Raw genomic sequence first — 26,472 nt, 5'->3', positions numbered from 1 at the left:
TCCCCTCTCCCGTCGGGAGAGGGTCAGGTGAAGGCATCAGCCCGCACGGTAAAACGGTTTATCCCCTAAAATCGTCGCCCGCTGCATAATCCGACGCTGCGGCAGATAATCTGCGTTCGCATAGTGTTGCGTCACGCGATTGTCCCAGATCGCCAGATCGTTCTCCTGCCAGCGCCAGCGCACCTGAAATTCCGGCCTGGTGATATGGGCAAACAGGAAGCTTAACAGCGCATCGCTCTCTTTTTCCGTCACGTCTACGATCCGCGTCGTAAAGCCTTCGTTCACAAATAACGCCTGCTTACCGGTCACCGGGTGCGTACGCACCACCGGATGCAGCAGCGGCGGATGTTTCGCGACCGCGTCCTGCCAGCGCAGATGTTCCTCTTCGCTTTTCCGGTACTTGTACTCCTGGAAGGATTTTTTGAAGTCATGTTCGGCCCGCAACCCGCTCAGCAGCGTCCGGAACGGTACGGACAGCCCCTCGAAGGCGGCGATACCGCTGGCCCATAGCGTATCTCCACCGGTGTCCGGCAACAGCTTCGCCGCCAGTATCGCCCCTGCAGGTGGCGTTTCGATAAACGTCACGTCGGTATGCCAGTTGTCGTTGTCCGGCGGATTATCGTTATGGGTATCCAGCACGATGATCTCCTCCACGCCTTCCGCATGGGGATAGACCGGGTGAATATGCAGATCGCCGAAGCGCAGAGCCAGCGCGCGCTGCTGCTGCGGGGTGATCGCCTGTTCGCGCAGGAACACCACCTGATGGCGCAGCACCGCGTGGTACAACTGCTCGAACTGGTTATCGCTCAGTGGACGGGTCACGTCCAGGCCGGAGACCTGCGCACCAATGTATGGCCCCAGCGGGGTGATGGTCAGACGTTCACTCATTGTATTTCTCCATGCCAGGGCGTCAGACGTCGCTGTAGCGCGCGCAGCCCCAGTTCTAATCCAAAGGCGATCACGGCGATCACCGCGATCCCTGCCAGCACGACGTCAGTCGCCAGAAACTCTCCCGCCGACTGCACCATAAACCCTAATCCGCGCGTGGCGGCGATCAGCTCAGCCGCCACCAGCGTTGACCAGCCCACCCCAAGGCCAATGCGCAACCCGGTTAAAATCTCCGGCAGCGCGCCCGGTAAAATCACAAACAGCAGCACCTGAAGACGGCTGGCACCTAGCGACTGCGCCGCGCGGATCCGCACCTGCTGTGCACTCTTCACCCCAGCCAGTGCCGACATAGCAACCGGGGCAAAAATCGCCAGATAAATCAGCAAAATTTTCGAGGTTTCCCCGATGCCAAACCAGATAACCATCAGCGGCAGATAGGCCAGCGGTGGGACCGGACGGTAAAGCTCAATCAGCGGGTCGAGAATGCCGCGCACCGTCGGGCTCAGCCCCATCGCGATGCCCACCGGGATGCCAATCACTACCGCCGCCAGCAGCGCCACCAGAATACGCGCCAGACTGGCACCTAAATGCTGCCAGAGCGTGGCATCCATAAAACCCTGCGGCCCGGCGATAGTGATGAGTTTCGCCAGCACCTGTCCCGGTGGCGGAAGGAACAACGGGCTTACCCACTGTTGCGCTGCCACCGCCCACCAGACTGCGAGCAATACCAGCAACGTGCCCGCACTCAGCGTGATCTGGCGAGAGAACGGCCAGCGTAACGCGAGACGAGGGCGGCGCGTTTTCTCACTGAAGACAATGCTCATGAGAATGCCTCCCGTTGTTCAAATACGCGGCTTAAAACATATTCGCGCTGTTCAATAAACAGCGGATCGGATTTGATACTGCGGACCGGTTCACCGGCCACATAGCGACGGGCAAAGCTGAGCGGCAACCGCTCCAGCACACGACCCGGCCCCGGCGAAAGCAACACCAGTTCGGTCGCCATAAACACCGCCTCTTCGATATCGTGGGTAATCAGCAGTACCTGCTTGCCCGTTTCGTGCCACAGGCGCAAAAGCAGCGTTTGCATCTGCTCACGGGTGAAGGCGTCCAGCGCACCAAACGGCTCATCCAGCAGCAACAGCTGTGGGTTTGCCGCCAGCGCACGGGCAATCCCGACCCGTTGACGCTGGCCACCGGAAAGCTGCCAGATAAAACGTTTTTCAGCGCCCTCCAGCCCCACCTTTTTTAGCATCTCACGCGCGGTCGCCAGCCGTTGTTCACGGTGAACCCCCGCAAGCTGCAGGCCGAAGGCGACGTTTTCCTGCACGTTGCGCCACGGAAGCAGCCCTTCACTCTGAAAGACCACGCCGCGCTCTGCACCCGGGCCCTCGACCCGTTTCCCTTCCAGCTGGATGGAGCCATGCTGATACGGTACAAACCCGGCGATCAAATTCAGCAGCGTGGTTTTGCCGCACCCGGACGGACCCAGCACGACCAGCAATTCACCGCTGTCCAGCGTCAGGTTGATCTCCTCCAGCACAGGTTTACCGCCGTAATCAGCAGACAGATTTGTAATATTCAGCATCGTTTCCCCCTTATTTCACAAAGCGATCGGTCACGTACTGGCTGTAATCTGTCGCCACCGCAGGCACTTTGCCCTGCTCTTTCAGAAACGTAGCGGTATCGACAATCGCTTTATTGACCGGCCCATTGAGCTGCTGGACCTGTTGTGCAGGCGTGAGATAGGTATTGCCTTTCACCAGCCCCGGCACGTCCGCTTCCGGAACGCCGCTCAGGCGCGACAGTTTTTCCAGATTGCCCGTCTCTTTCAGCCACGCATCGGGGTTGCTGAGATAAGGCTGTTGGGCGTCAATGGCGCTTTTAGCAAACGCCTTCACCACGTCAGGGTGTTTCTCCGCGAAGTCTTTACGCACGACCCACACGTCAAGCGTCGGCGCCCCCCACTGCCCCACCTGTTCGGAATCTGTCAGCACGGTGCCGTCTTTTTCCAGCTCATTCACGGCAGGTGCCCAGACGTAAGCACCGTCGATATCCCCACGCTGCCAGGCGGCAATAATTGCGGGTGGCTGCAGGTTGATGATCTGCACCTGGCCCGGCTTGATGCCCCAGTGTTTGAGCGCCGCCAGCAGGCTGTAATGGGTGGTGGAGATAAACGGCACGGCGATGCGCTTGCCAATCAGATCTTCCGGCCGGGTGATGTTTTTCTTCACGACCAGGGCTTCAGAATTCCCGAGCTGTGACGCCAGCAGGAAAACCTCAACAGGCACCTGCTGGCTGGCAGCCACCGCCAGCGGGCTGGAACCGATATTGCCAATCTGCACATCGCCGGACGCTAATGCGCGCACGACGGCCGCCCCGCTGTCGAATTTACGCCAGTCCACCTTCGCGCCGCTTTCTTTGGCGAAAGTGTTATCCGCCTGCGCAACTTTTGCCGGTTCCGCAGAGGTTTGATACGCGACGGTAACGTCTACCGCCTGTGCCTGAAATGCCCACAGCGCCAGCGCGCCGAGAAGTGTAATTCGCGATGAAATTGCCATTGTGACTGCTCCCCTTGTTGTTATGAGGGCAGTATTTCCGGCGCAGGAATTTTGATAAAGGAATAAAAAAGAATCGTTAATTCCGATTCGTTTTTAGAAAAAAAGTGGCAAAGGATAGTGAATTTTGTGGGGTTTATTCTGGCTCCCTCTCCCGACGGGAGAGGGATGAGGTGAATGCATCAGACGACACACGGCATCAGCGCTGCGCCTTTAGCTCTGCAATGTCTGTCGGCGTGGTCCGGCAACATCCTCCAATCAACTTCGCCCCGGCCGCCAGCCACTGGGGTAAATAGCCCGCAAGCGTTTCGCAGGCTTCGCCATGGTGATGCCAGGTTTTGGTCACGGCGTCATAATGCTCCCCCGAATTCGGGTAGACCACCAGCGGCAGTGCGGTGAGGCTGTGAAGATGTTTCAGCGCCGCGGTGGTATTTTCCAGCGCGATACAGTTGATCCCCAGCGCCACAATTTGCGGATAGCGTTCCAGCGCAGAAATCACATCGCGCAGCGGCGTACCGTCGCTGAGGTGCTCGCTGTCACGCAGGGTAAACGAGAACCATCCCCGGGCTCGGGGATACTCGGCCAGAAGCGCCACCAGCGCCTTGATTTCAGCAAAGGATGGCAGCGTTTCGCAGGCCAGCAGATCTGCCCCGGCATCCAGCAGCGCTTCCACGCGCGGGCGATGGAAATCGGTAAACGCTTCTGCGCTTCGCACGTAGTCACCGCGATACTCAGAACCATCCGCCAGGTATGCACCATACGGCCCAACCGATCCCGCGACCAGCAGCGTGCCTGCATGAGGGTTTTCCGCGAGATACGCTTCGCGCGCCTTACGCGCCAGCTCCACGCTTTTGCCAATCAGCGCACGGGATTGCGCCTCATCCAGGCCTCGTGCGGCAAACCCCGCAGGCGTGGCCTGATAGCTGGCGGTGATTGCCACCTGCGCTCCCGCCCGGTAGTAGTCCAGATGAACGTCGCGGATAAGATCCGGGTTTTCAACCAGCACTTTGGCAGACCACAGGCTGTCTGCAAGATTACAACCGCGCGCTTCCAGTTCCGTCGCCATCGCGCCATCCAGCACCACAAATGGCTGTTTTTCAAGGATGGCGGTAAGCGGATTATTCTGCGACATGTTCAGGCTCCTGCGATGTCATGTTTCGGGTCAGGTAGTAGGCACCATAACACAGGGCAACAAACGGAAGCCCGCAATAAAGGGCAATACGCTGACTCGGGTCAAATGCCAGACCAACACAGGCCACCACGCAGAGGATAAAGCCAAGCACCGGCACCAGCGGATACCACGGCGCGCGATACTGCAGAGCGGAAAGCGGCTGACCAGACTGAAGATGGCGACGACGGAAGACAAAATGCGACGCGCAGATGCTGATCCAGACCGCCACCACAGCAAAGCCTGAGATGGCGGACAGTGCGACAAACACCGTGTCCGGCGCCACCACGCTTGAGAACAGCGCCAGTACGCCGCCAAGCATTGAAACAGAAATCGCCGTCATGGGTACGCCGTTTTTATTAACGCGCGCAAAGCAACGCGGCAGCGTTTTTTCATTCGAGAGCGACCAGAGCATGCGGCCAGAAGCGTACAGGCCCGAGTTCGCCGCCGACAGGATGGCCGTCAGGATCACGAAGTTAAAAATATCAGCCGCGTACGGAATACCGACCTTTTCGAACACCAGTACAAACGGACTTTTTTCCACGCCCGCCTGATGCATCGGGATCAGCGCGGCCAGCACAAACACGGTACCAATAAAGAAGATGATCAGCCGGGCAATGGTGGTGCGAATGGCAACCGGAATCACCTTGTGCGGGTTTTCCGTCTCACCCGCCGCGATACCGATAAGCTCTGTCCCGGAGAAGGCGAAGTTCACCGCGACCATGGTCATCAGGATGGGCAGGCCGCCGTGCGGGAACCAGCCTTCGGCGGTAAGGTTGGTTAAGCCCGGCGCGGGAGAACCGTCCTGCATCGGGATAAAGCCAAACACCGCAGCACCGCCAAGAATAATAAAGGCAATAATGGTGATGACTTTCACCAGCGAGAACCAGAACTCGCCTTCGGCAAAGAAGCGCGTGGAGATGACGTTAAGGCCGAAGATCACCACGCAGAACACCACGCACCACGTCCAGACGGGCACCTGCGGGAACCAGTACTGCATACAGAACCCGGCGGCGGTAAAGCTCGACCCGAGCGCCACCGTCCAGGTAAGCCAGTAAAGCCACGCCACGGTATAGCCTGTTGCCGGGCCAAGATAGCGGGCGGCATAGACGTGAAACGCGCCGGTTTCCGGCATCGCAACGGAAAGTTCGCCCAGACACTGCATCACCAGCCAGACCACCAGCGCGCCAATCAGGTACGCCAGCAGCGTTCCCGCGGCCCCGGTCGTTGAAATGATATAACCAGTATTGAAAAATAGCCCTGTCCCAATGACCCCACCCAGCGAGAGCATAATCAGGTGGCGTGTTTTCATGGTGCGCTTAAGCTGCCCATTTTCTTGTTGTGTTTGCATATTACCTTCTATACGTATGGACATCTAAACATCCAAAGAAGGTGTGTTATACCGCGATTGTTAAGAAAAAGCTAGACGACCAGACGTAATCGAGCGCGCCGCGCGCTGAGTCTGGGGTGGGTTGTGAGGATCACATACAGGAACGGACGCCAGGCCATAAGCACCTCCGCAAGCAGATACTTACAGCATGGCGCGGACCCTGGCGTTCTTCGGTCAGTCAAAAGTGGTATCCGTAACGAGCGGGTTCATACGCGGGGTTTTACAGCGGCGCAATTCTTGGTAAATCCCTCAATCAGTTCTATAGTCGACACAGTTTCATCGTTACAGGATCAACTGATGCGCTTTAACGGACTTACCAAAGGTTTCTTTATCTTCATACTCGCCCTTGTCACCTGGGCTTTCTTCGACGTGCTCTCCCCCTACTTCTCCGCGATTTTATGGGCCGCCATTCTTACCGTTATCTTTAACCCGGTAAAAAACAAGCTGCGCGCGGCGATGGGCGATCGCAACGGACTGGCTTCGCTGTTAACCATCGGCATTATCTGCCTCATCGTCTTTATCCCGTTGATGGTGATCTTTTCATCGCTCGCCATTGAACTGAACGTGGTATACACCAAGCTGCAAGCGAACAATACCCAATTCCCGGAAGTGGTGGCGAGCATCTTTAACCACCTGCCAGGCTGGGCCAGCGGCTTCCTTGCGGATCACAATCTGACGAACGCGGCGCAAATCCAGAAAAAACTCTCCGATGTAGCCCTGCAGGGCGGACAGTATCTGGCCGGCAGCGCGTTTCTGATTGGTAAAGGGACGTTTGGCTTTGCGATCAGCTTTGGCATCATGCTTTATCTGCTGTTCTTCCTGCTAAAAGATGGTCCGTATCTGGTACGCCAGATCCTTGATTCGCTTCCTCTGTCTGATTTTGCCAAACAGCATCTGTTCGCCAAATTCGTCGGCGTCTCGCGGGCAACGGTAAAAGGTACGGCGGTAGTGGCGGTGGTTCAGGGCACGCTCGGCGGGATTGCATTTGCCATCGCTGGTATTGACGGTAGCGTACTCTGGGGCGCGCTGATGGCGTTCCTTTCGCTGGTTCCGGCCGTCGGCTCGGCCATTGTCTGGGTGCCGGCCGCCATCTTCCTGTTCGCCACGCATCAGCTCTGGCAGGGTCTCTTTATCGTTGGCTTCTTCGTCATCATTGTCGGGCTGGTGGACAATATCCTGCGTCCATTGCTGGTGGGGAAAGACACCAAAATGCCGGACTACCTGATCCTCATCTCAACCCTTGGCGGGATGGAGCTGTACGGCATTAATGGCTTTGTGATTGGGCCGCTGATCGCCGCGCTGTTCATCGCCTGCTGGAACCTGTTCTCCGGTCGCGATCACGCGGGTAACGCCGAAGAGCTGGATGCGGATTTCATCGAGGAAGGAAAAAACCCTCCAGATTTGTGATGATATGACGATAAAGACCACACCAGGCGGCACTGTGCCGCCTTTTTTTTCGCCTTAAATCAAACGTTTTCTATAATTTGAAAGAACGCCATCCTTCTCATGTCGTAAAAGGATCCACAGGTGCGAATCGCAACGATAACTAACTGGGCCTATGGTGCCACGGTCTGCCTGACCCTTGTCTCAGGCATCATCATGCTGATGGCATCCAATGCCGACACCGTGGAACGTCACGCCGTTGAACAGCGGCAGCGCTTTGATGAGCTGACGGAGGATATTGAAACCGACGCCTGGGCGCAGTCCGATTTAGCCCGCCTGTACGTGATAAAAAAAGATCCGCAAACCCTAAGACAATACAACCAGTCAGAGAACAACCTGAAAAATGTCGAGCTGAGGCTGGATAAACTGCGCGATAACGGCGCATCCGATGAGGAGCTGTCCCTGCTGCGGGAAGGTCTCAAGATTATCGATGCGCTTCAGGATGAACAGCAGACGGCCCTGACCAGTACAGAACGGGGAGAAGATGCCCAGGCCATTGCCCTGCTTTATGGTGCGCCCTATGAGCAGGCACTGGAACGCGCACAAAACCAGATTGATCACTTTCGCCAGATCCTCGACAAGCGGGTGATTGCGTCCGTGCAGGATGCCACCAAAAAATCGAAAGCGCTGCGTACGGCCTCTGAACTGATGGTTGGCCTGACCGCCCTGCTGTTTCTGTTTGTCCTGGGCTTTATCCTGAAACGCCGCGTGCTGCGCCCCGTGGTGCGTCTGAGCGACGTGGTACACCGTCTGGCGTCGCAGGATTACGCCGTCGAAACGCCGAATTTTAATCAGATTGATGAGATTGGCGATATGGCGCAGGCGATCCGTATTTTTCGTGAAAACGGCCTTGCCCGGCAACGGCTGGAAAAAGAGCGCGACGCCGACTGGGCTGTCCGCGAACTGCTGGCCCGCATGACGCAGCGGCTGCAAGGGTGTGAGAACTTTACCGATGTTATCAACGTGGCGGAGCTGTTTGCCCCCAATATCGCCCCGGGGGTCCCTGGCCGGCTCTATGTCCTTGACCGCGCTCCCTGGCAGATGCGCTGCGTTGCCCAGTGGCTCTCCCCCACGGGAGAGGAGATGACGTTTCATCCTGACGAATGCTGGGCAGTAAGGCGTGGTCAGAGCCATCCCCCGTTCAGCGGTAAGCCGGATATCGCCTGCTATCATCTGCCGGAATCACTGGCGTATCGTTCGCTGTGCGTGCCGCTCATTGCCCAGGGCGAGGCCATTGGTCTGCTCTCATTCCAGAATATCACCGCGGAAAATGCCCCTGCCCGTGCTTATCTCGAACTGATGGCCGAAGCGCTCGGTCTGGCGCTGGCAAACCAGCGGCTACGCGATGCGTTGCTGGAAAAAGCATTGTTCGACCCGCTGACCGGCTTGCGTAATCGCCATCATCTGGAAGATACGCTTCATACCCAAATGACACAGGCCATTCGTAACGGCGAACCCCTGAGTTGCATGATGATCGATATCGATCACTTCAAGAGTATTAATGACCGGTTTGGCCATGAAGCGGGTGATCAGGTTATTAAAAGCGTAGCGACGATTGTTCAGCGGGCTACCCATGACAACGGAATGGCTTTCCGCTACGGCGGGGAGGAGTTTTTAGTACTGCTTTCCGGTGCTGATGAAGAAGAAGCGCATGACTGTGCTCAACAGATTTACAACGGCGTACAAGGGTTGTCGCTACGTTATGGACTCACGGAGATTGGGCCAGTCGATGTTTCGATTGGTATCGCCAGCTATCCGCAGCACGCCCAGAGTGACAACCTGCTGCGTGCAGCCGATGTGGCTTTGTACCGGGCTAAAGAACTGGGTCGATCGCGGATTGTAAGTTTTGGGATGCTGGAGGCGGGCCAGACGTCATGTTGCGCCACTGATGCTTTCCCCTGTTCATGAGCGCGTGATAGCCCAAAGCACCACGATACCCAGCGCATTACTGCGTTTTTCAACATATAAGGTGTTATCGAGTTGATAGTCGCCCATTGGGTGACAAATACGTATCTTCTCTTTCAGTTCAGGTTCATATACTTCAGCCCCTTCACAATTATATCTGCCTACAGATTTATATTTGTAAGGAGCACTCCAGGACGACACTTTCCCATCCAGTAAATAAACCGCCGTAAAGACGACGAAAATGGCGAGAGGCATGCTGATAATAAAGGTGCCAATGAACACTTTTAGACGCTCAGAAAACGGCCAACCTTTCAACCGTCCCTTCCAGATAAAAATGACCATCAAAACCAGCGACAAGAGCAATGAGCCGGTCGCGATGTATTGCATTGCGAGAGCGTTAATAAATGTCACACGGTAAATTTCTACGCGCCAGGTAATAAAACAAATTACCAGCGTCAATACCCCAACAATCGCTGGAATCAAAAACGAATAAGACGTTTTTTTCATATTGCACCCTTCCCTTGTCGTTATTGCGTGGTCAGGAGATCAATCATCGCGCGGGTGGCAGCGGACTGGCGCCGGTGTGGCGCGAAGATCACCGAGAACGGCCGCGAGCGCCCGCGAAGGTGAGGAAGCACCTCCACCAGCTGACCGCGCTGTATCCTGTCCCGAACGATAAACTCATAGCTCTGGCAAATCCCCATACCGTGTTCAGCCAGGGAGACAACGCCAAGCACATCATCCGATGTTTCGATAGGTGAAACGGGTAGCCAGTCCACATCGCGTTCGTCTTCCCGAAACACCCACGGAGCGATGCGACCGGTGCGCGGCAAAATAAACGGCAGACACATGTGTCGGTGCAAATCATCCAGCGTTTGCGGAGTCCCCATCCTGTGAAGGTACGCGGGTGATGCGACCAGCAGCAAAGCGGCATCCTCCAGTTTACGCGCGACTAAACCACTGTCGGGCATCTGACCCAAACGAATCGCCAGATCGAACCCTTCAGCAATCAGGTCGACGTTGCGGTTGGTGATGTTCAGATCTACCTGAACGCGCGGGTAGTGTTGGGAGAATCGCGCCAGCAAGGGCGGCAGACGATAGTGCCCGTAGGTAGTCGGTACACTCATGCGCACGCGTCCGGTCAGGTCGCCTTCCTGACCCTGCCCATCACGTTCGGCTTCATCCAGCAGGGAAAAAGCAGAGCGCGCCTGCTCCAGATAGACTCGCCCTGCCTCGGTCAGGCCTACCCGACGGGTGGTTCGCTGTAAAAGCTGTCGTCCCAGACGCGTCTCAAGGCGGGAAACCGCACGACTCAACACCGAGGGCGTGGTGGACAGGGCGACGGCAGCAGCAGTAAATGAGCCGTGTTCAACGACAGCGATGAAGACCTCAACATCGCCAAGATAATCGAATTTTCTGCTCATTATGCTCTTTCAGGAACAAATGTTTTTCAATTCCGCTAATTTATCTCCTGTTGGGCGATGAGTAAAGTGTGCGCATTCATCACCAGAGGGTAAAATCATGGATCTTCAACTCACCGGTAAGACTGCACTCGTTACTGGCGCAACCGCGGGGATTGGTCTGGCCATCGCCCGCACGCTGGCGCGCGAAGGCGTGGCCGTCACCATTACTGGTCGTGACCACGCGAAATTGCAAAACGCCGTGGCAGACATTACCGCCGCTCAGCCTCAGGCGCAGGTCACCGCTATCGTTGCCGACCTGGGAAACGCTGAGGGTGCAAAAGCCCTGATCGCGGCCTGCCCTGACACCGATATTCTCATCAACAACCTGGGCTTTTATGAAGCCCGAGACTTCGCCGACATCACCGATGATGAGTGGCTGAACATGTTCAACATCAATGTCATGTCCGGCGTTCGCCTGTCACGGCATTATTTCCCGCGCATGCTGGAACGCAACTGGGGCCGGGTGATTTTTATGTCGAGCGAAGTCGGTGCGTTCACGCCGCCAGATATGGTGCATTACGGCGTCAGTAAGTCGGCGCAACTCGCCGTTTCGCGCGGTATGGCCGAACTCACGAAGGGGACGGGCGTTACGGTCAACAGCGTACTGCCTTCAGCGACCCGCTCCGACGGCATTATCGAATACCTGCGCCAGACCGCACCTGCACCGGGTATGACCGACCAGGAGATCGAAGCGAATTTCTTCCAGACCTACCGTCCCAGCTCTCTTATCGCGCGAATGATCGATGCTGATGAGATAGCCGCGATGGTCGCGCTGCTGGCGAGCCCGCTGGGCGCTGCCTCTAACGGTGCCGCGGTGCGCGTCGAAGGTGGCACCTTCCGCTCCATTCTTTAATGCAGCAGCCGTCATGACCTGAGGGGAATCAGTGTCCCCTGCTTCCCCTATTTACCGGAGCATAGAAATGTTCAAACGTACCCGTAATATGTCCGCCATCGCGATGGCAATGTTGTTCTCTTTTGCGAGCGTAGCCAGCGCAGCGAACCAGGCCCCTCTTGAGCACTGGCGCAGCTATACCGGCGTAACCTGGAATACGCCTGAGAAGGGGGATACGCCGACGCCGTTTTCCGGCTCGGTTAACGCGCCCATCGCAGGCATCCACTTCGATGCAAAGGGAAGAGCCTTTGTCAGCACCCCTCGACTGGTTTCAGCCGGTGCACCCGCGACGTTAAGTATTCTTGATACGACCGTGCAGACCGGACCGGCGCGCCTCACGGCATTTCCGTCCCGCGAGGGTAATGCGGTGGAAACCGCTCCCGATCAGAACCTGCGTAACGTGCTTGGCTTCTATATTGACCGTAAGAATGGCTGGCTGTGGGCCCTGGATATGGGGTTCGTCGCGGGAGAAGCGGAATCCCCCGTGGGTTCGCAGAAACTGATGGTGCTGGATCTGAATACCGGCCGCACGATCAAACGCATTCCACTGGATGGCGTGGCAGATCGCAAGGCGAGCTTCCTCAATGATGTGGTTGTTGATGAGACGCGCCGTGTCGCCTACATCTCCGACAGCGGCTCGCGCAGTGCGCCTGAGAACCGCGTCGGTCTTATCATCGCCGATTTCGCAACCGGCACTGCCCGACGCGTGCTCGACCGTCATCCAGACCTGCAGATTGAGCCGGGTGTGAAGGTGGTCTCGCACGGGGCTGAAGTCTGGCCTGGTCATCCATTACTGATTGGCATCAACGGTATTGCGCTGTCTCCGGATACCGGCACGCTCTACTGGACGGTGACGACAGGGACCCATGCATTTGCGGTACCGACTGACATTCTGCGAAAGCCAGGTGCTGACGATGCGCAGATTGCGGCGCAGATCCGGGATCTTGGATCGGTGGGAGGCAATACCGACGGTATCGTGACCGATGCCGAAGGCAACCTCTATATCACCGATGTGACACACAACGGTATTGTCAGATATGAACCGAAGAGCGGCTCAATGACCCTGATGGCGTCAAACGACGGCGTACACTGGCCGGACACGCCGGCCATCAATCCGGACGGGGATCTGATCTTTACCTCCAGCAGCCTGAACGACCATTTTGCTGGCGCGGTCAAACCTGGCCAGGAGCGCTATGACGTATGGCGTTTACCCCTGAAGGCGTTGCAGGATAAGCGCCAGTAACGCGACTGCGCATGCTCCGTACTGGAAACACTACACGCTCACAGGGACTCTCCTTGTGGGCGTGTACATTACTGACGGCGGTGTATGCGAGATAACCGGTGCAGCCAGAAGCAAACGGGCAATGACAGCAACAGAAAAAGGCAAAATGCGGCCAGGAATGCATCCGTTGTAGTAAAATGCAGGACTGAAGCCGCCAGTCCCCCTGCGATTCCACTGAGCACTACCAGGCCAAAAAACACCCACCCGGTAGAATACCAGAGAATATTGTTGATTAGTCTTCTTATCATCTGCTGAGTTCTGCGAATAATATTGGAATGAATAAGATATCGGTTTGAGAACGCCGGACATAATCCCTGCCGCCATATCAATGGGGCTGAAAATCGCTGTATCCGAAACGACCCGTTCTTACCGGTATACATTGACGCTGAAACTGCCGGTATTATCAGAGTATCCAACCTCTGTATCGGCAATATACAGATGCAGGGTACCGCTCTGGGGAGCCGCCCATTTATATACTCCACCGCCTATATAATAACCTTTTCCAGAGGTATCAAATCTCGCCTTCAGCACCTTATCATTGCAGGTAATGAGCCCTTCTTTCACCCTGCCATCCGGCACCGCCAGCGCAAATTCTTCTTTACCGTATTTAATCCAGCCAGAGGCCATTATCGTTATCTCATCACCGGCATTCAGTTGCAGGCCTGTATTAATACCGGCAGGAATATTTGCAGGAACTTCTCCGGACCATTCTGGCTTAGCCGTCATGCTATTCTCCTTTATCAAACTTCATTAACATTACATTTGATGCGTGCTTTTCATCAATCAAAGACAAAACTCCCCTGCATGTGACAGACATCACATTTAGTATTCATAACATTTCATCATGGATGCATATGAATATATTTATCTTTTCCAGACTTATGTCGAAAGAATAATGCTATTTCTTTTTTTACGCTGCGATTTATATAAATCCACCAACACAACCAGACACTAAGTCACTGATTTGAAATTGTTTTTAATGTTAACTATAGGAATAATCGCACTTTTAATCATGACTGTAATTATACCTTTAGTAAATTAATTACCATACCCGAATGGCGGTAATAATAGGTACACAAAGCAGTGAGAGGGCGCATTACAGCACCGCCTGCCGTGATATCCGCCCAATAAAAAACATCTACCTTTCCACTTAATTTCACGCCTCCCCGACGGAAAAGGAATGGGTTAACAAATATCCACCTAGTTACCCTGTGTATTACTTTTTGGTTTCAACATATACCTCTCACTCACACGCATTACCGCTCTGGAGTAACAAAACACAGCATGAGATTAATCCTAATATTTAATTCGCAGAACTGCAGCAGACGGGAGACGAACGGAAATCATCAGCATCATTTTCAGAATATTATTTGCTGAGTGGCATATCTGTTTATATTCTGATTGTGAATGCCGTACCCCTTAGTAACAAAAAACATTATCTATAGGCTATTTATTACCTCATACCACTGACAAGCTGGACGCTGTCACGATTACGGAGAATTATATGACTGTTTCACCTGCATGGTCGGGCAATATCGACGCAACTGCTGACACGGGCATTAATACCGGACTTAAACTAAAAGCCGGGCAAAAAATCAGTATTATTGCGGAAGGATGGATTAAATACGGTAAGGAAGACTACGCCCTGGCATCGCCATACGGCAGGCTAAAAGAGGGCTTTGTCTTACGGAACGATAAGGTGCTGAAAGCCCGATTCAGTGCATCCGGAAAAAGCTATGACATTGGCAGTGGTGTTTACCAGTGGTCGGTACCGGAAGACGGTGAGCTGATTCTCGTGGTCAGTGACTCTTCACATCGCGACAACAGCGGCGCTTTCAGCGCGGTTGTGTATATCGCTGAAGACGAAAAGAAAGCGGCGGCTAAAAAGGCGGACTGGAAAGGTCATGTTCCCGCAACGCGCAGTGACTGGACCCACACCGGCGTATCCGTGAGCAAAGGGGACAAGGTGATGCTGATTGCAGCCGGTACCGCTCAGTACGACAGCCGCGGTCGCAGCTTTGGACCTGACGGCGACAGCCAGCATCCGTCAGCGCAAAAACCGGATCCCACTTTTGTCCTGCCAGAAGCACTGGCGGGGAAATTACTGATCAAAGCGGGTGAACATATTTACGGTATCGGAAGCGGCGATAGCGACTGGGAAGTCCCTGCTGATGGCGAAATTTCATTCATTTTTAACGATACAAATGTTGCGTCTGAATACGCCAATAATACGGGAGGCTATGACGTCAGGTTTGTTGTGCTCGGTTGAAATGCCCGCAGGGAGGCAACGTGCCATTCACTGCCTTCCCTGCCGGTTCACTGGAAAACAAAAATGAACGTTAATGGAGCCCCTGATATGAGCATTATGGACAATAAAAAAGTTGATTTGGTTTTCATCATCGACAGCAGTCTTTCAATGAAGGATGAAGCGGAAGCGCTCTGTGCAAAACTTGAGAGCGCCATTGAGGAGGCCAGAAAAGCCTGCCCTTCGGATTTACGAACTGATTTTCTGGGTATCGAAGGCGTTTTTGCCGGCACCAAATTTAATAAAACGGTCCGTCAGTTCCTGACGAGCGAGGCCGGTGCTAACCCGTCCGCCCTGAAAGGCAGAGAGTATGTCAAAGAGGGGAACCCCGCTCAGGAAGATGTGGCGCCTGCCGCGGAGGACGTTATTCGTCATTACAACTGGCGTGACGGCGCTGAAAAGAATGTTTTTGTGCTGGGAGATGAAAGTCTGAAAGGCGGAGAGATGATCCTGGATGCGGGCTGCATCAAAGCCTGCGATGATGCCATTGCCACCGCCCTGGAGTACGGTGTCAAAATCCACTCCTATCTGGGCACGCCTCATGCCTCATTACCTTACCCCACCCCGGATGATGAGAAAGCCATGGTTCGGGAATACAAGCGCCTGGCGCTTCGTACGGGTGGTGAGCATTATATTTACACCTCCGGCATTGCCGATTTTGCCTCGGTTTTAAAAAGCACCATTTGCGCCAGTAAGGCCACGCAACACGACAGCGTGGCGAACAAAAAAGAAGAAGCAGATGCGCTGGAAGGTAAAACGCCAGCGAAGACGCCTGGTAATGGCAGCGATCTGTGCGCACAGGCCCCTGAGATTGTCCGGGCGGTGAATACGCTTGCTGATGTACTTAAGAACCTGATTGACGCTTGCGCCAGCGACTGTCGTTGCAAAGAGAAAACGCCCCCTTGCCCGTGTCAGGAACATCACAACAAACCGGTGCCCCCCTCCTCACCCCCCGCTGCGCCGGACACTCCCCTTGTCAGTCCCGAGCCAACACCATTCCTGGATGAGAGTAAGTTTACGAATAATCACCTGAATCACTGGCAGTTCGGACCGGCAACGCCTGAGCATGAGTTTTACTCAGAAGGTGGCGCGACCATGATTCGTTTTCCGACCACCAATGTTAAAGGCCGGACACACAATGGCGTGCTGCTTTATAAACATTATTCGGAACTCCTGCCGGGGAAACGCTATCGCTTCAGCCTTCAGGCTCGCAGGGACAATGACTATAAGGTGATACCCGAACTGTCACTTCGGGTGGCAGGCCAGGATATTACCTCGGTTACAGCACTTGCCGTGAAAGGCGAGTGGGTCACGCTGTCAGGAGAGTTTACGGCGGCACAGGGCGATAATGTGCTGGAAATTTTCAGCCATAAAGCCAGCGGCGATGGTAACGATTTCAGCATTACTGGAATCACAGTAAAATCAGTCGATTGATTTTGTTACGCTGAATTCATTTCAGATATGAAGTGATGCCGGTTTGGCTACGCGTTGGTTAAACCAGGCATCACTGCTTAGCCAGTGTGCGTCACGCTTGAGATAACGTTGGTCTGGCCCGGTAATACACGGAGGGCATGATTACCCTCGTCGACAGGTTTACCTGAGCATTTAAATCCGCGAGTTACCAGGGAAGCGCAATTTTCTCATCATTCGCTTTCTCGCCGTAATACAAAGAAGGCAGGAAACGAGACAAGAACGTGAACTCTGTATAACAGTGTCGCATAAGCGCTAATCCAACGTCATCGGCAGGTTCAGCGTGGTCGTCATTACTCATACCCAGAATAAACCGGCTACGCAGCACACACCCAAAAGGCGTATCCCGGACAACATGTAGCATTTGTCCGTCCAGCGGGTCGCCCTGACTATCCAGTTCAGTTTTTTCACCGAAGCCTATCCTTGCGGCAATGATTGCCGAGACACTCCCATCCGCCATTGCCTTGTCGACAGCCATTTCGCCAAATACCGATGCAGGGTGATGGAATTTAAGACGCGCGGGAATGGGAGGGATTTCAGCTAATGATTCAACTGCATGGATGCTTGCGCCGTAAAAACTTTCCCCACGCTTCCAGTTGGCGTCCCATCCACGATGTTCAACATGATCAACGGGATGCCACCATTTTATATGCTGCGTCGTTTCAAAGAAGGTAAACCACCAGTTAATCATACGTCCTTTGCAGCCATGTAAATCAGTGCGTACCGCGACCAGCAGACTCCCGTCATCCAGACGTTTAATACCTGTCTCCAGCGGCATGGGAGAAGGATCAAGCAATGCCGAATAATCCAGCCAGGGCCTGGCAATATCGTGTTGTCGCATTTTTTTCTCCATTAGCATTGGGAAATTCGCACCATTTAGGAAACGAAGTGCGTTTCCTAAACATTACCGATAGAATGGTCGTATGACAAGCGAAAAGGAATCTCAAGGATGACCTCACCAACCAAACCACGCGGACGCCCCTCAGTCCCTGAGGAAGAGGTGAAGAAACAAATCATTGGTAGCGCGATGGCCTTGCTCTTTGACAAAGGCTATGACGCCACAACAATTGAGGCGGTTGCATCGCATGCAGGCGTTGCCAAAAAGACCGTCTATCGCTTTGCGAAAAACAGGGAGGAATTGCTTGGCCTTTCAGTTCGAAACTGGACGGATAACTATGCCCCACTCCTGCAGAGCGATCCGACAGATAAGAATGACGTTTTACCGGCGTTAAGAAAATTACTGGCTGCGATTTGTGGTCAGGCGCTATCAGTAACCGCCGTGAAAATGTTTCGTCTTCTCAATACTGAATTTCCTGGTAAAGATGATCTCCTCAAGAAATACAATGAAAATGGCATAGCGCGCGGCCAACAATTACTCACTGAGTGGATTATACGACAGCAAAAACAGGGCTGGTTGCCGATGTTACCTGCAGATACCAGTGCCAAAGTCATACTCGCCATGTGTGTCGCCGAACCTCTTCGGCAGGCGGCGATTGGTTTAATTGATCCCGTTGAGAAAACCGATATTGAGGCACATTTGGATTCTTGTATGCCTTTTATTTTACTTATATTCAGGCAAGGTGATGAATGACATAGCACCTGGCGATTCGTGTAGAGTGTCACGCTTAGTATTTGTGCGACCTATACAACTACAGGTCGCCACGTACTTACATCCCTGATATAGCCATTGTTAACCATAGAGGTAACTGTTGGTTATAGAATCTAATGAAAAAAGATCGTAACTTGTGACTCATAACCTCTTTACTTTATTGTTTTTAATGGTTTTTATTTTTTGTCGATAATAGGAACCAACAAACCAACGCAACATACTGATTTATTATGAAAATTTAAATTCGATAAATAAAACTATACACATCCCTATACACATCAGCGATAGCGTTCATTTTTTGGACCTGATTCTGGGTAAGAAAAAGTTTTTTTACACTTAACTGTTCACACTATTCACCTCGATTATTTATCATTTAATATCATGTGGTTAGATGGTGATGAGTTGGTGAAGAGTGAACAGTTGCCTCTTCACCATTGTGATTTTTGCTCGTTCTGGATGTGCCCGGTCAGGCGATGAGCGGGGGGATAAAAAGTTTTTTTGGAGTTTGACTGTTCACACTGTTCACCTCTTGTTTTTTATCAATAATTTCATAGTGATAAAGGGTGAACATACGGTGAAGGGTGAACAGTAGATTGTTCACCCTTCATAGCAGAAAATATAAATTGCAGGTAAGAAAGACTATCCTGGCGCAGATGAATTAGTATTGTGTTTTGATATTAAGCAAAGCTTTCTCAATTCTGGCTAGATTTTCAGCAATCTTTTTCTCATTACTGTTATCTGAGGCATCCACCCTAGCCAACGATAACAATTCAATATAACTTTCATTAGTAATATTTTTTGCGAAAGGGTTCTTGCTATTAGCTTTACGGAAAGTTGTAGTTACTCTAATTTTGTGGTCACCTAAAATCTTCTTCGAATCAGCGAAATTTCCAAGCCTCAATATCCTGCATGAACCAGGTGCAAGGAATGGTATGCCTGAAACCAATGCACCTTTCGTTAACGCACTATACTCACTATTAGGCAGTGAATTCTTAAAGGTATTTTCATTAAAACTGAAGGTTACATCTTTTGCAGCACTTTTACCTATATTCTTAATTACAATATTTAAAACAGTTTTGACTTCATTGTTTTGTTCAAGGTAAACAATGACGTCTGGGTAGGTGCTCTCTTTGTAAACAAGGTAACTAATACATGATGAGCCAACGGCAACTAACATTGTTAATATATTTATTAATAACCCACCAGTCTGAAAGTAATCCATTTCCTACCTCTCGAAAAACAGATGAAATATTCGACCATTATACACATCTCGTAAATCGTTATGTTGGTAGTTAAAGTAACAGACCGGCTATAGCCGGTCTGAGTTAGGTTATGTAACTGCGGGTTCATCGCATTTCGGCAGCCAGTCGCCGTAGCTCTCCTCTTTCAGCGACAGGTTGGTCTGTATTCCCTGCTTTGTGTGCCGCTTCTCATAATTCAGGCCGTACTCTTTCAGCATCATGGGCAGCCCCAGCCCGAACATTTTCAGGCTGAGCACGTTTCTGTACCCGTTAGCCTCCATATAGGCCAGATACGCGTGATAAAGATATTTACGGTAATTACGCGGGACAATGCTGGCATTACCCATAAACATCCCATTAGGCTGTGGAAGCATTTCCAGATAGCCGCAAAAATCAAACGTCGGGTCAGTATCGCGCTTGATGCTGAGTGCCTCGTCGGAGTTCTGCTGCGACTGGAGCAGTGCGCGGGCGGTCATCGGGTCGCTGAATTTCTGCATAAGCTGGCGCACGATAACGGCCAGCTCGCGCGCAATCTTATCCCTGAGCTGCGGGTCGCGTTCTTCCGGCGCAATCTGCTCCGGGAAGTGAATAATCACCCGGCGGCGGGAGACACCGCCGCTGCGGTCGGTGAAGCGCATTGGGTTGTTATTGACGGCCAGAATCACCGCCGGAATATGTGTTGAATACGGATTCTGGTATTTCGGGTCAACCGAGACCTCATCGCCGCCGGTGATGGCTTTAAGTCCTGCGCCGTCACCGCTCCATTTTTCCTGGTCAGGCAGACGGATAAGCGAGAAGCCAATCAGGGAGGCACGCTTGCGCGAGTCTTCCAGCGTGTCGATGTCGGCTGACGTGGCGTTATCTTCCCCGGCGAGCAGGGTCGCGATTTCGGCGAGAATGCTTTTGCCACTCCCGCCGGGACCGGTGACTTCGAGAAAGAGCTGCCAGTCGTAGCGGTTCGCCAGTACCATAAACAGCGCAGCGAGTATTACGTCGCGTTTTTGTGGATTTTTACCGGCCGCCCGGTCGAGCCAGCGCCAGAAGTTCGGCGCGTGAGTCTCCAGCATTTCGCCTTCCACCGGCGGGGTAAAATCCACGTCGCACAGTGTTCGCAGCCAGTGCGATTTGTGGTGCGGGCTGAATATGCCGCTTTGGGTATCGAACACCCCGTTGCGAAAACCAATCAGACGACGCGCCGGTGTAGCCTGCTGCGGAATAATCAGTTTCAGGGTCTCCACCACCGAGGCAATTTTCCAGGACGAGAACAGGGCGCGCAGACGCTGGAATAAATCAGCCACATTTCGTGAGAAAGTGGCGGCAGGGATATTTTTCCAGATGCCGTTTTCATAGCGGGACAGGAGCTGGCCATTCGCATCCACCGCCAGCGCTTCGCCGTAATGCTCATGCACCCGCAAGGCCTTGTCGCTGGCGCTCATGGCGGTAAATTTCGCCTCACTCATGGTATCAAACGGACTTTGTGCCGGAGGACGGATAGCGTCATAAATGGCTTTGCGCGTGGCTTCCTCGGCGTACTGTATAAACGCATCATTCCAGTCACCGAACACCGGCGGCAGGGCAACAATGCCCTCACAGGCATTTGCGGCCGCAGCGGCTTTACTCTGGCCGTCGCCGTTAAGGTCACGGTCGGCAGCGAGCACAATCTGACAGGCCGGGGACTTCTGACGGGCAAGGCTCGCCAGAGAAAGGAGGTTCACGGAGGACAGTGCTACCATGACGGTTTCCCCGGTCAGGTGATGCACGGTGAGTGCGGTCGCATAACCCTGTGCAATCCACAGGCGTTTTCCGGCCTGTTTTTTCCCTTCGATGACATGACATGCCCCTTTGACCTGACCGCCTTTCAGGGTGCGTTTGAGACCGTCAGCATTGATAAGCTGAAGGTTAACCAGTGCGCCGGTATCGTCATACAACGGGACAACCACATCACCGGCGCGGAACGTCACGCCGCCGGTTTTATGTATGGCGGTGAGCGTCAGACATTCCAGAACGGGGAAAACCTTGCAGGTGAGGTAGGCATTGCCGCTTGCCGGTCGGTTTTTCTCCATAAGCCTGACGGCCGGCGCGGCCTGAGCCAGTTCATGCACCTGCATTAATAGTGACCTCTTAAGCGGGCAGTCGTGGCGGGGAGAGCATTGCGCGCTACTAATGATTAATATTTAGGTATCACGCGATAAGAACCTCTCTAATCCTATTAATTATTCCGGCCTTCCTTATCGGATTATTTGATTCTATATACTCACTCATCAATGCAGTTAATTCACCATCATTTATATATTCATCTGAGACACCAAACCTATGAAAAAACCTATTCAACTTACAAACCTTCATTGTATTAATACCTTTCATAGTCCTATCAATATAAATTCTAGCCCCGACTTTGTGAATGTGTTCATACCAGTCATCAAAATGCGGATGAACGATAATAAATGCACCACTTGATCGCGGATAAACAGCTATATTAGGGTTATTCAGGACTTCATGTTCTTCATTTACAACCTCTTGCGCCCTTTTTATTTCATTACAGTCTGCACAAATCACGCAAAGGTTCTTGGGGGTGTACATGTAATCAATTTTTTTTGACTTAGGGATTATATGCTCGACTGTACAATTAGCCGCTGCTTGTAAAGACAAAGGATTTTTACAGAAAGCACAGAGCCCCCGCTGCTGAATACGGTAAAATTCTCTTATCTCACTTTTAATAGACGTAAATTCCTCATGAGACCAAGATAAATGTGAGAAATCAGCTTGAGCCTTGATAGAATCAATGACTGCCAGCTGCTCATTAACATATGAAAACTCTTCATTAATGTCAGCCATACATCACCTTCATATTCTCCAATGCATTAATTAAATCATAGTTTGGGTCTTGCTTTTCTAAGTTGTATTTAAAACCAGAAAGCCTCTCTAATGTTTTTTTATCTTCCTTGTCAAAGGATTTATTGGCTCTAATTTTAGCAAATAAGTTTATCGCCGTTCTTAAAATATATTCATTTTGGAAGCCTGGGAATTCAAATAACTCAGCCAATTGATAATCAGAGGAACGATGATTATAATCTTCTGCGCTAATTATTTGAGATTCAGCCATAGGAAGAATATAACAATTCGATGACTTAAGATTTGATATTACCAAAGGTGAGTGTGTGGCGATTATAAACTTACAATTATAAAACCCTCCAAAAGTATTCATCAGCAAGTTGATATAGCGCTGTTGCCATTCTGGATGCAAACTGATCTCTGGTTCATCAATCAATACAATTGAGTTATCTGTTATATTTGCTGCAATACCTAAAAGTGAAAGCAATATACATTGTTCTCCAGAACTTGCCCTCCGTAACGAAATAATTCCTTTTGAGTGCTTCTCGATTCGCAGGTCAATTAACTTTACTATACCTAAAGAAATCATCTTAAAAATGTAATTAAAGAAATTAATATTCCCTAGTGACATTTCATCATTGAGATAATTTTTTTTAGGATTCACAAACAATCTAAAATTGTTATTTTTATCACAAATACCTTGAACATAGTTAAGAAACCGCGTGAGTTCTTCAAATTCTTGCTCAGTACAATCTAATCTTGTCCTTTTGTTACCATCAACTATGTAGTACTCATCTTCAACTAACATAGATTGTCGATATATATTTTCCGACCTAATAATTAACTTATATACATATTCGAAATTTGTCGAGAACCCAATTTCTTCTAACACCATGCTAAATCTATCTAAATCCCTAGGAGACGAAATATATCTTGATATAAATCCAGTTGAAACAGAACTCATTAATGAAAGGACATTATTGCTGCTTCCTCCTCTAATGCCAACATAAGAGTAAGTCATTGGATCATATTTTTTTGGTGCTCTTACATTTATAGGAAAGCGATCAAATGCACTTGTGGAAACAGCAATTAGATTTTTGAAATGAAGATCAGATGCGGAAATGCTTTTGATAATATCCAATAGCAACTGGCTTTTACCTTCACCATTTTTACCGATGATAACAAAATATTCATTATCATAAGAACTTAGAATTCTATCCATTAGAACGCTGAGTTTATTCATATCAAGTTAACCCTTAAATTAAAATATTATCACTGTACCATTGCATCATACACTTGCTATTTGATATGTAATTAGCATGATTGTAAGTTCCACGGATATTATTTTTATCTACATGAGCCAATTGCATTTCTATCCATGCAGAATCAAAGCCTTTTTCATGTAGTATTGTTGATAAAGAATACCTAAATCCATGCCCCGTTACTTTACCTCCATATCCGATACGCTTGATAACCTGATTTATGCTCGCTTCGCTCATAGGCTTGTTCGGATCGTTCCGCCCCGGAAAAACATAACGATAGTTCCCTGTCATGATCTTGAGTTCATTGAGTAAATCTAACGCTTGAGTCGATAGTGGCACAAGGTGTGCCCTTCGCATTTTCATCCTTTCTGCTGGAATTTCCCAAATACCGTTATCCAGATCAAATTCCGACCACAATGCAGCACGTAATTCGATGGTTCTTACACCAGTAATCATCAGTAATTTCGTAGCAATCAGGACAAGCCGACTTCCGGTGTAATCATCCAAAGCGCGCAGAAAATCGGGTATCTCATCAGCTTTTAGGAACGGGAAGTGATTTGATTGGTGTACATCAAGGGCACTAGAAAGATCCGCTACTGGGTTAAACTCAGCCCTTCCTGTAGCAATGGCATAGCGAAAAACCTCAGAGCAACGCTGCCTAACTTTGCGCATTTTTTCTAATGCACCACGCTTTTCGATTTTACGCAGCACATTAAGAAGTTCTAGCGGTTTAATTTCGCCTACTGGTCTCGTACCCACGTAAGGAAAGATATCGTTCTGAAACGCTTCCATGATGTCAGAGGCATACCCTTTCGACCATTTGGCAGACTTCATTTGATTCCACTCTGTCGCTATCTTTTCGAACGCGCTTTCAGACTCGGTTTGCAAAGCAATCTTCTGCTCTTTTCGAACCTCACTCGGATTCTTTCCTTCCGCGACCAGTTTTCGGGCATCGTCACGACGGGAACGGGCATCTGCATGTGTGATCATCGGATAGACACCCAGCGAGATCATTTTTGGTTTACCGGCAAAACGATAGCGGAACCGCCAGCTCTTGCTTCCATTAGGTTCTATAAGCAATGACAAGCCTTGCCCATCCCCAAGCGTATAAGGTTTATCCTCAGGCTTAGCACGGCGAATCTGCATATCGTTTAAAGGCATGTGTATAGGAATCCAGGACCGAACGGGAACATATACACATTCCGTATCGGATTCTACTGGATGGTTACGGACGATGATGGACTAAAACGTAGTAAAATCGTTATAAATCAGGGTATTTATGGATTAATACGGAAGCTTGAGGAAGTTGAAATGGTGCCGATAATAGGAGTCGAACCTACGACCTTCGCATTACGAATGCGCTGCTCTACCAACTGAGCTATATCGGCCCTGAAAGGCCGGTTACGAGCGTAACCACGGGGCAAAAGGTTAGATCTAACCGGGTGATGCGTCAATGCCCTTTTGAATCAAACGGCTATTTTTGCATCACCCGTGATTATTTACGCACGAATCGTATCATCACCGAAGCCGATCCACTTGTAGGTGGTCAGTGCTTCCAGGCCCATCGGGCCTCTTGCATGCAGTTTTTGCGTGCTGACAGCAACTTCTGCGCCCAGGCCGAACTGGCCACCGTCGGTGAAGCGGGTTGAGGCATTCACGTATACGGCAGAGGAGTCCACCTCATTCACAAAGCGATCGGCATTGCGCAGGGTGCGCGTCAGAATCGCATCCGAGTGCTGGGTACCATGTTCACGGATGTGAGCAATGGCATCGTCAAGGCTCGCAACCACCTTCACGTTCAAATCCAGCGACAGAAACTCGTCGTCGTACTGTTCCGCTTTGACCGGTACCACCGTCGCCGGGCCGTCTTTCAGCAGTGCCAGCGCGTTGGCATCCGCGTGCAGCGTCACGCCGCTTTCGGCCATCTGTTTGCTCAGAGCAGGCAGGAAGGTATTGGCGATGCCCTGATGCACCAGCAGCGTTTCAACCGTATTACAGGTGCTTGGACGCTGGGTTTTGGCATTGACGATAATCTTCAGCGCCGGTTCAATCTCGGCACTGTCATCGACCACGATATGGCACACGCCGATACCGCCCGTGATTACAGGAATGGTCGACTGCTCACGGCACAGCTTGTGCAGGCCCGCGCCACCGCGTGGGATCAGCATGTCGATGTATTTATCCATGCGCAGCATCTCGTTCACCAGCGCACGGTCCGGGCTCTCGATTGCCTGTACGGCACCTGCTGGCAGGCCGCACTCTTCCAGCGCCTGCTGGATAACGTTTACGGTCGCGGCGTTGGTACGCCAGGTCTCTTTCCCGCCACGCAGAATGGCAGCGTTGCCGGTCTTCAGGCACAGGGAAGCGACATCAACCGTAACGTTGGGACGGGCTTCATAGATCACGCCAATCACGCCCAGCGGCACGCGACGACGCTCAAGGCGCAGCCCGCTGTCGAGCAGCCCACCATCAATGACCTGACCAACCGGATCGGCAAGATTGCAGACCTGGCGGACATCGTCAGCGATGCCTTTCAGACGTGCCGGGGTCAGCGCCAGGCGGTCGAGCATTGCTTCGCTCAGGCCATTGCGACGCGCTTCCAGCAGATCCTGCTCGTTGGCGAGCAGAATCTCCTGCGACTGCGATTCCAGATAATCAGCGATTTTTTCCAGCACGCGGTTTTTCTCGCGGCTGGAAAGGAGCGCCAGTTTGTAAGAGGCGGCCTTCGCGGCTGCGCCCATTTGTTCCAGCATTTTCTGGCTCC

22 protein-coding genes, 1 tRNA gene and 1 pseudogene are annotated in these 26,472 nt (G+C 51.8%); 7 read left to right on the top strand and 17 right to left on the bottom strand.

Going from position 1 to position 26,472, the window contains the following annotated elements; translation table 11 throughout:
* Nucleotides 1–36 precede the first annotated feature (36 nt).
* From tauD to mmuP, 6 genes are all read right to left on the bottom strand, one after another.
* Complete coding sequence (tauD, locus tag QMG44_RS00315; RefSeq protein WP_281852978.1) at nt 37–888, bottom strand: taurine dioxygenase; 852 nt, start codon at nt 886–888, stop codon at nt 37–39.
* Nucleotides 885–1,712, bottom strand: coding sequence for a taurine ABC transporter permease TauC (gene tauC, locus QMG44_RS00310; RefSeq protein ID WP_014168802.1), 828 nt, complete (start codon nt 1,710–1,712; stop codon nt 885–887). Before tauC ends, tauD begins: the two co-directional genes overlap by 4 nt.
* Nucleotides 1,709–2,476, bottom strand: a complete 768-nt coding sequence (gene tauB / locus QMG44_RS00305) for a taurine ABC transporter ATP-binding subunit (protein ID WP_086532888.1) — start codon at nt 2,474–2,476, stop codon at nt 1,709–1,711. The genes tauC and tauB overlap by 4 nt, the downstream gene beginning before the upstream one ends.
* Nucleotides 2,477–2,486: 10 nt before the next feature.
* Nucleotides 2,487–3,449, bottom strand: coding sequence for a taurine ABC transporter substrate-binding protein (gene tauA / locus QMG44_RS00300; protein ID WP_014168800.1), 963 nt, complete (start codon nt 3,447–3,449; stop codon nt 2,487–2,489).
* 196 nt (nt 3,450–3,645) lie between these two features.
* Nucleotides 3,646–4,578, bottom strand: coding sequence for a homocysteine S-methyltransferase (gene mmuM / locus QMG44_RS00295; protein ID WP_086532889.1), 933 nt, complete (start codon nt 4,576–4,578; stop codon nt 3,646–3,648).
* A complete protein-coding gene (gene mmuP / locus QMG44_RS00290; protein ID WP_025205021.1) occupies nt 4,565–5,965 on the bottom strand; it encodes an S-methylmethionine permease in 1,401 nt (466 codons plus the stop codon). The genes mmuM and mmuP overlap by 14 nt, the downstream gene beginning before the upstream one ends.
* Nucleotides 5,966–6,301: 336 nt before the next feature.
* Here mmuP and QMG44_RS00285 point away from each other — a divergent pair, with 336 nt between their 5' ends.
* Complete coding sequence (locus QMG44_RS00285) at nt 6,302–7,411, top strand: AI-2E family transporter (protein ID WP_020885256.1); 1,110 nt, start codon at nt 6,302–6,304, stop codon at nt 7,409–7,411.
* Between the two features lie 120 nt (nt 7,412–7,531).
* Nucleotides 7,532–9,355 carry a diguanylate cyclase gene (locus QMG44_RS00280; RefSeq protein WP_232937264.1) on the top strand — a complete coding sequence of 608 codons (1,824 nt, stop codon included), beginning with the start codon at nt 7,532–7,534 and terminating at the stop codon, nt 9,353–9,355.
* Here QMG44_RS00280 and QMG44_RS00275 read toward each other — a convergent pair.
* Nucleotides 9,350–9,859 (bottom strand): hypothetical protein, encoded by a 510-nt coding sequence (locus QMG44_RS00275; RefSeq protein ID WP_032677488.1) that lies wholly within the window; start codon nt 9,857–9,859, stop codon nt 9,350–9,352. The genes QMG44_RS00280 and QMG44_RS00275 overlap by 6 nt on opposite strands.
* Nucleotides 9,860–9,879: 20 nt before the next feature.
* Complete coding sequence (locus QMG44_RS00270) at nt 9,880–10,776, bottom strand: LysR family transcriptional regulator (protein ID WP_086532891.1); 897 nt, start codon at nt 10,774–10,776, stop codon at nt 9,880–9,882.
* Between the two features lie 97 nt (nt 10,777–10,873).
* Here QMG44_RS00270 and QMG44_RS00265 point away from each other — a divergent pair, with 97 nt between their 5' ends.
* Entirely contained in the window at nt 10,874–11,668 is a 795-nt protein-coding gene (locus tag QMG44_RS00265) for an SDR family NAD(P)-dependent oxidoreductase (protein WP_040016770.1), read from the top strand.
* 67 nt (nt 11,669–11,735) lie between these two features.
* The gene (locus QMG44_RS00260; protein WP_086532892.1) at nt 11,736–12,950 is read left to right on the top strand and encodes an L-dopachrome tautomerase-related protein; all 1,215 of its coding nucleotides are present in this window, start codon (nt 11,736–11,738) and stop codon (nt 12,948–12,950) included.
* A gap of 405 nt (nt 12,951–13,355) precedes the next feature.
* Here the strand turns inward: QMG44_RS00260 and QMG44_RS00255 are convergent, their stop codons facing one another.
* Complete coding sequence (locus tag QMG44_RS00255) at nt 13,356–13,715, bottom strand: LecA/PA-IL family lectin (protein ID WP_086532893.1); 360 nt, start codon at nt 13,713–13,715, stop codon at nt 13,356–13,358.
* A 778-nt stretch (nt 13,716–14,493) separates the two neighbouring features.
* On the opposite strand from QMG44_RS00255, the gene QMG44_RS00250 reads away from it, so the two are divergent.
* The gene (locus tag QMG44_RS00250) at nt 14,494–15,258 is read left to right on the top strand and encodes a LecA/PA-IL family lectin (protein ID WP_086532894.1); all 765 of its coding nucleotides are present in this window, start codon (nt 14,494–14,496) and stop codon (nt 15,256–15,258) included.
* Nucleotides 15,259–15,345: 87 nt separating this feature from the next.
* Nucleotides 15,346–16,728 carry a carbohydrate binding domain-containing protein gene (locus QMG44_RS00245; protein WP_232937262.1) on the top strand — a complete coding sequence of 461 codons (1,383 nt, stop codon included), beginning with the start codon at nt 15,346–15,348 and terminating at the stop codon, nt 16,726–16,728.
* 184 nt (nt 16,729–16,912) lie between these two features.
* On the opposite strand, the gene QMG44_RS00240 is transcribed toward QMG44_RS00245, so the two are convergent.
* On the bottom strand, nt 16,913–17,605 hold the full coding sequence (locus QMG44_RS00240; RefSeq protein ID WP_020885264.1) for a DAPG hydrolase family protein: 693 nt from the start codon (nt 17,603–17,605) through the stop codon (nt 16,913–16,915).
* Between the two features lie 108 nt (nt 17,606–17,713).
* Here QMG44_RS00240 and QMG44_RS00235 point away from each other — a divergent pair, with 108 nt between their 5' ends.
* Nucleotides 17,714–18,355 carry a TetR/AcrR family transcriptional regulator gene (locus QMG44_RS00235; protein ID WP_086532896.1) on the top strand — a complete coding sequence of 214 codons (642 nt, stop codon included), beginning with the start codon at nt 17,714–17,716 and terminating at the stop codon, nt 18,353–18,355.
* A 676-nt stretch (nt 18,356–19,031) separates the two neighbouring features.
* On the opposite strand, the gene QMG44_RS00230 is transcribed toward QMG44_RS00235, so the two are convergent.
* The 7 genes and pseudogenes from QMG44_RS00230 to proA all read right to left on the bottom strand — a co-directional run bounded on the left by QMG44_RS00230 (nt 19,032) and on the right by proA (nt 26,461).
* Nucleotides 19,032–19,595: a hypothetical protein gene (locus tag QMG44_RS00230; protein ID WP_086532897.1), complete on the bottom strand. Its 564-nt coding sequence runs from the start codon at nt 19,593–19,595 to the stop codon at nt 19,032–19,034.
* A 108-nt stretch (nt 19,596–19,703) separates the two neighbouring features.
* Nucleotides 19,704–21,704, bottom strand: a pseudogene (locus tag QMG44_RS00225) (primase-like DNA-binding domain-containing protein); the annotation flags it as partial.
* 91 nt (nt 21,705–21,795) lie between these two features.
* The gene (locus QMG44_RS00220; RefSeq protein WP_086532898.1) at nt 21,796–22,449 is read right to left on the bottom strand and encodes an HNH endonuclease; all 654 of its coding nucleotides are present in this window, start codon (nt 22,447–22,449) and stop codon (nt 21,796–21,798) included.
* Complete coding sequence (locus QMG44_RS00215) at nt 22,442–23,689, bottom strand: AAA family ATPase (protein ID WP_086532899.1); 1,248 nt, start codon at nt 23,687–23,689, stop codon at nt 22,442–22,444. The genes QMG44_RS00220 and QMG44_RS00215 overlap by 8 nt, the downstream gene beginning before the upstream one ends.
* A gap of 13 nt (nt 23,690–23,702) precedes the next feature.
* Entirely contained in the window at nt 23,703–24,869 is a 1,167-nt protein-coding gene (locus QMG44_RS00210) for a phage integrase central domain-containing protein (protein ID WP_086532900.1), read from the bottom strand.
* Nucleotides 24,870–25,020: 151 nt separating this feature from the next.
* A tRNA-Thr gene (locus QMG44_RS00205) sits at nt 25,021–25,096 on the bottom strand.
* A 111-nt stretch (nt 25,097–25,207) separates the two neighbouring features.
* Nucleotides 25,208–26,461 carry a glutamate-5-semialdehyde dehydrogenase gene (gene proA / locus QMG44_RS00200; RefSeq protein ID WP_014168771.1) on the bottom strand — a complete coding sequence of 418 codons (1,254 nt, stop codon included), beginning with the start codon at nt 26,459–26,461 and terminating at the stop codon, nt 25,208–25,210.
* Nucleotides 26,462–26,472 lie beyond the last annotated feature (11 nt).

The sequence above is a fragment of the Enterobacter sp. 200527-13 genome, from assembly GCF_027924865.1.
Lineage (GTDB): Bacteria > Pseudomonadota > Gammaproteobacteria > Enterobacterales > Enterobacteriaceae > Enterobacter > Enterobacter ludwigii.
Note: the sequence above shows the minus strand (reverse complement) of the source record. Positions and strands in the feature narration are given on the sequence as shown.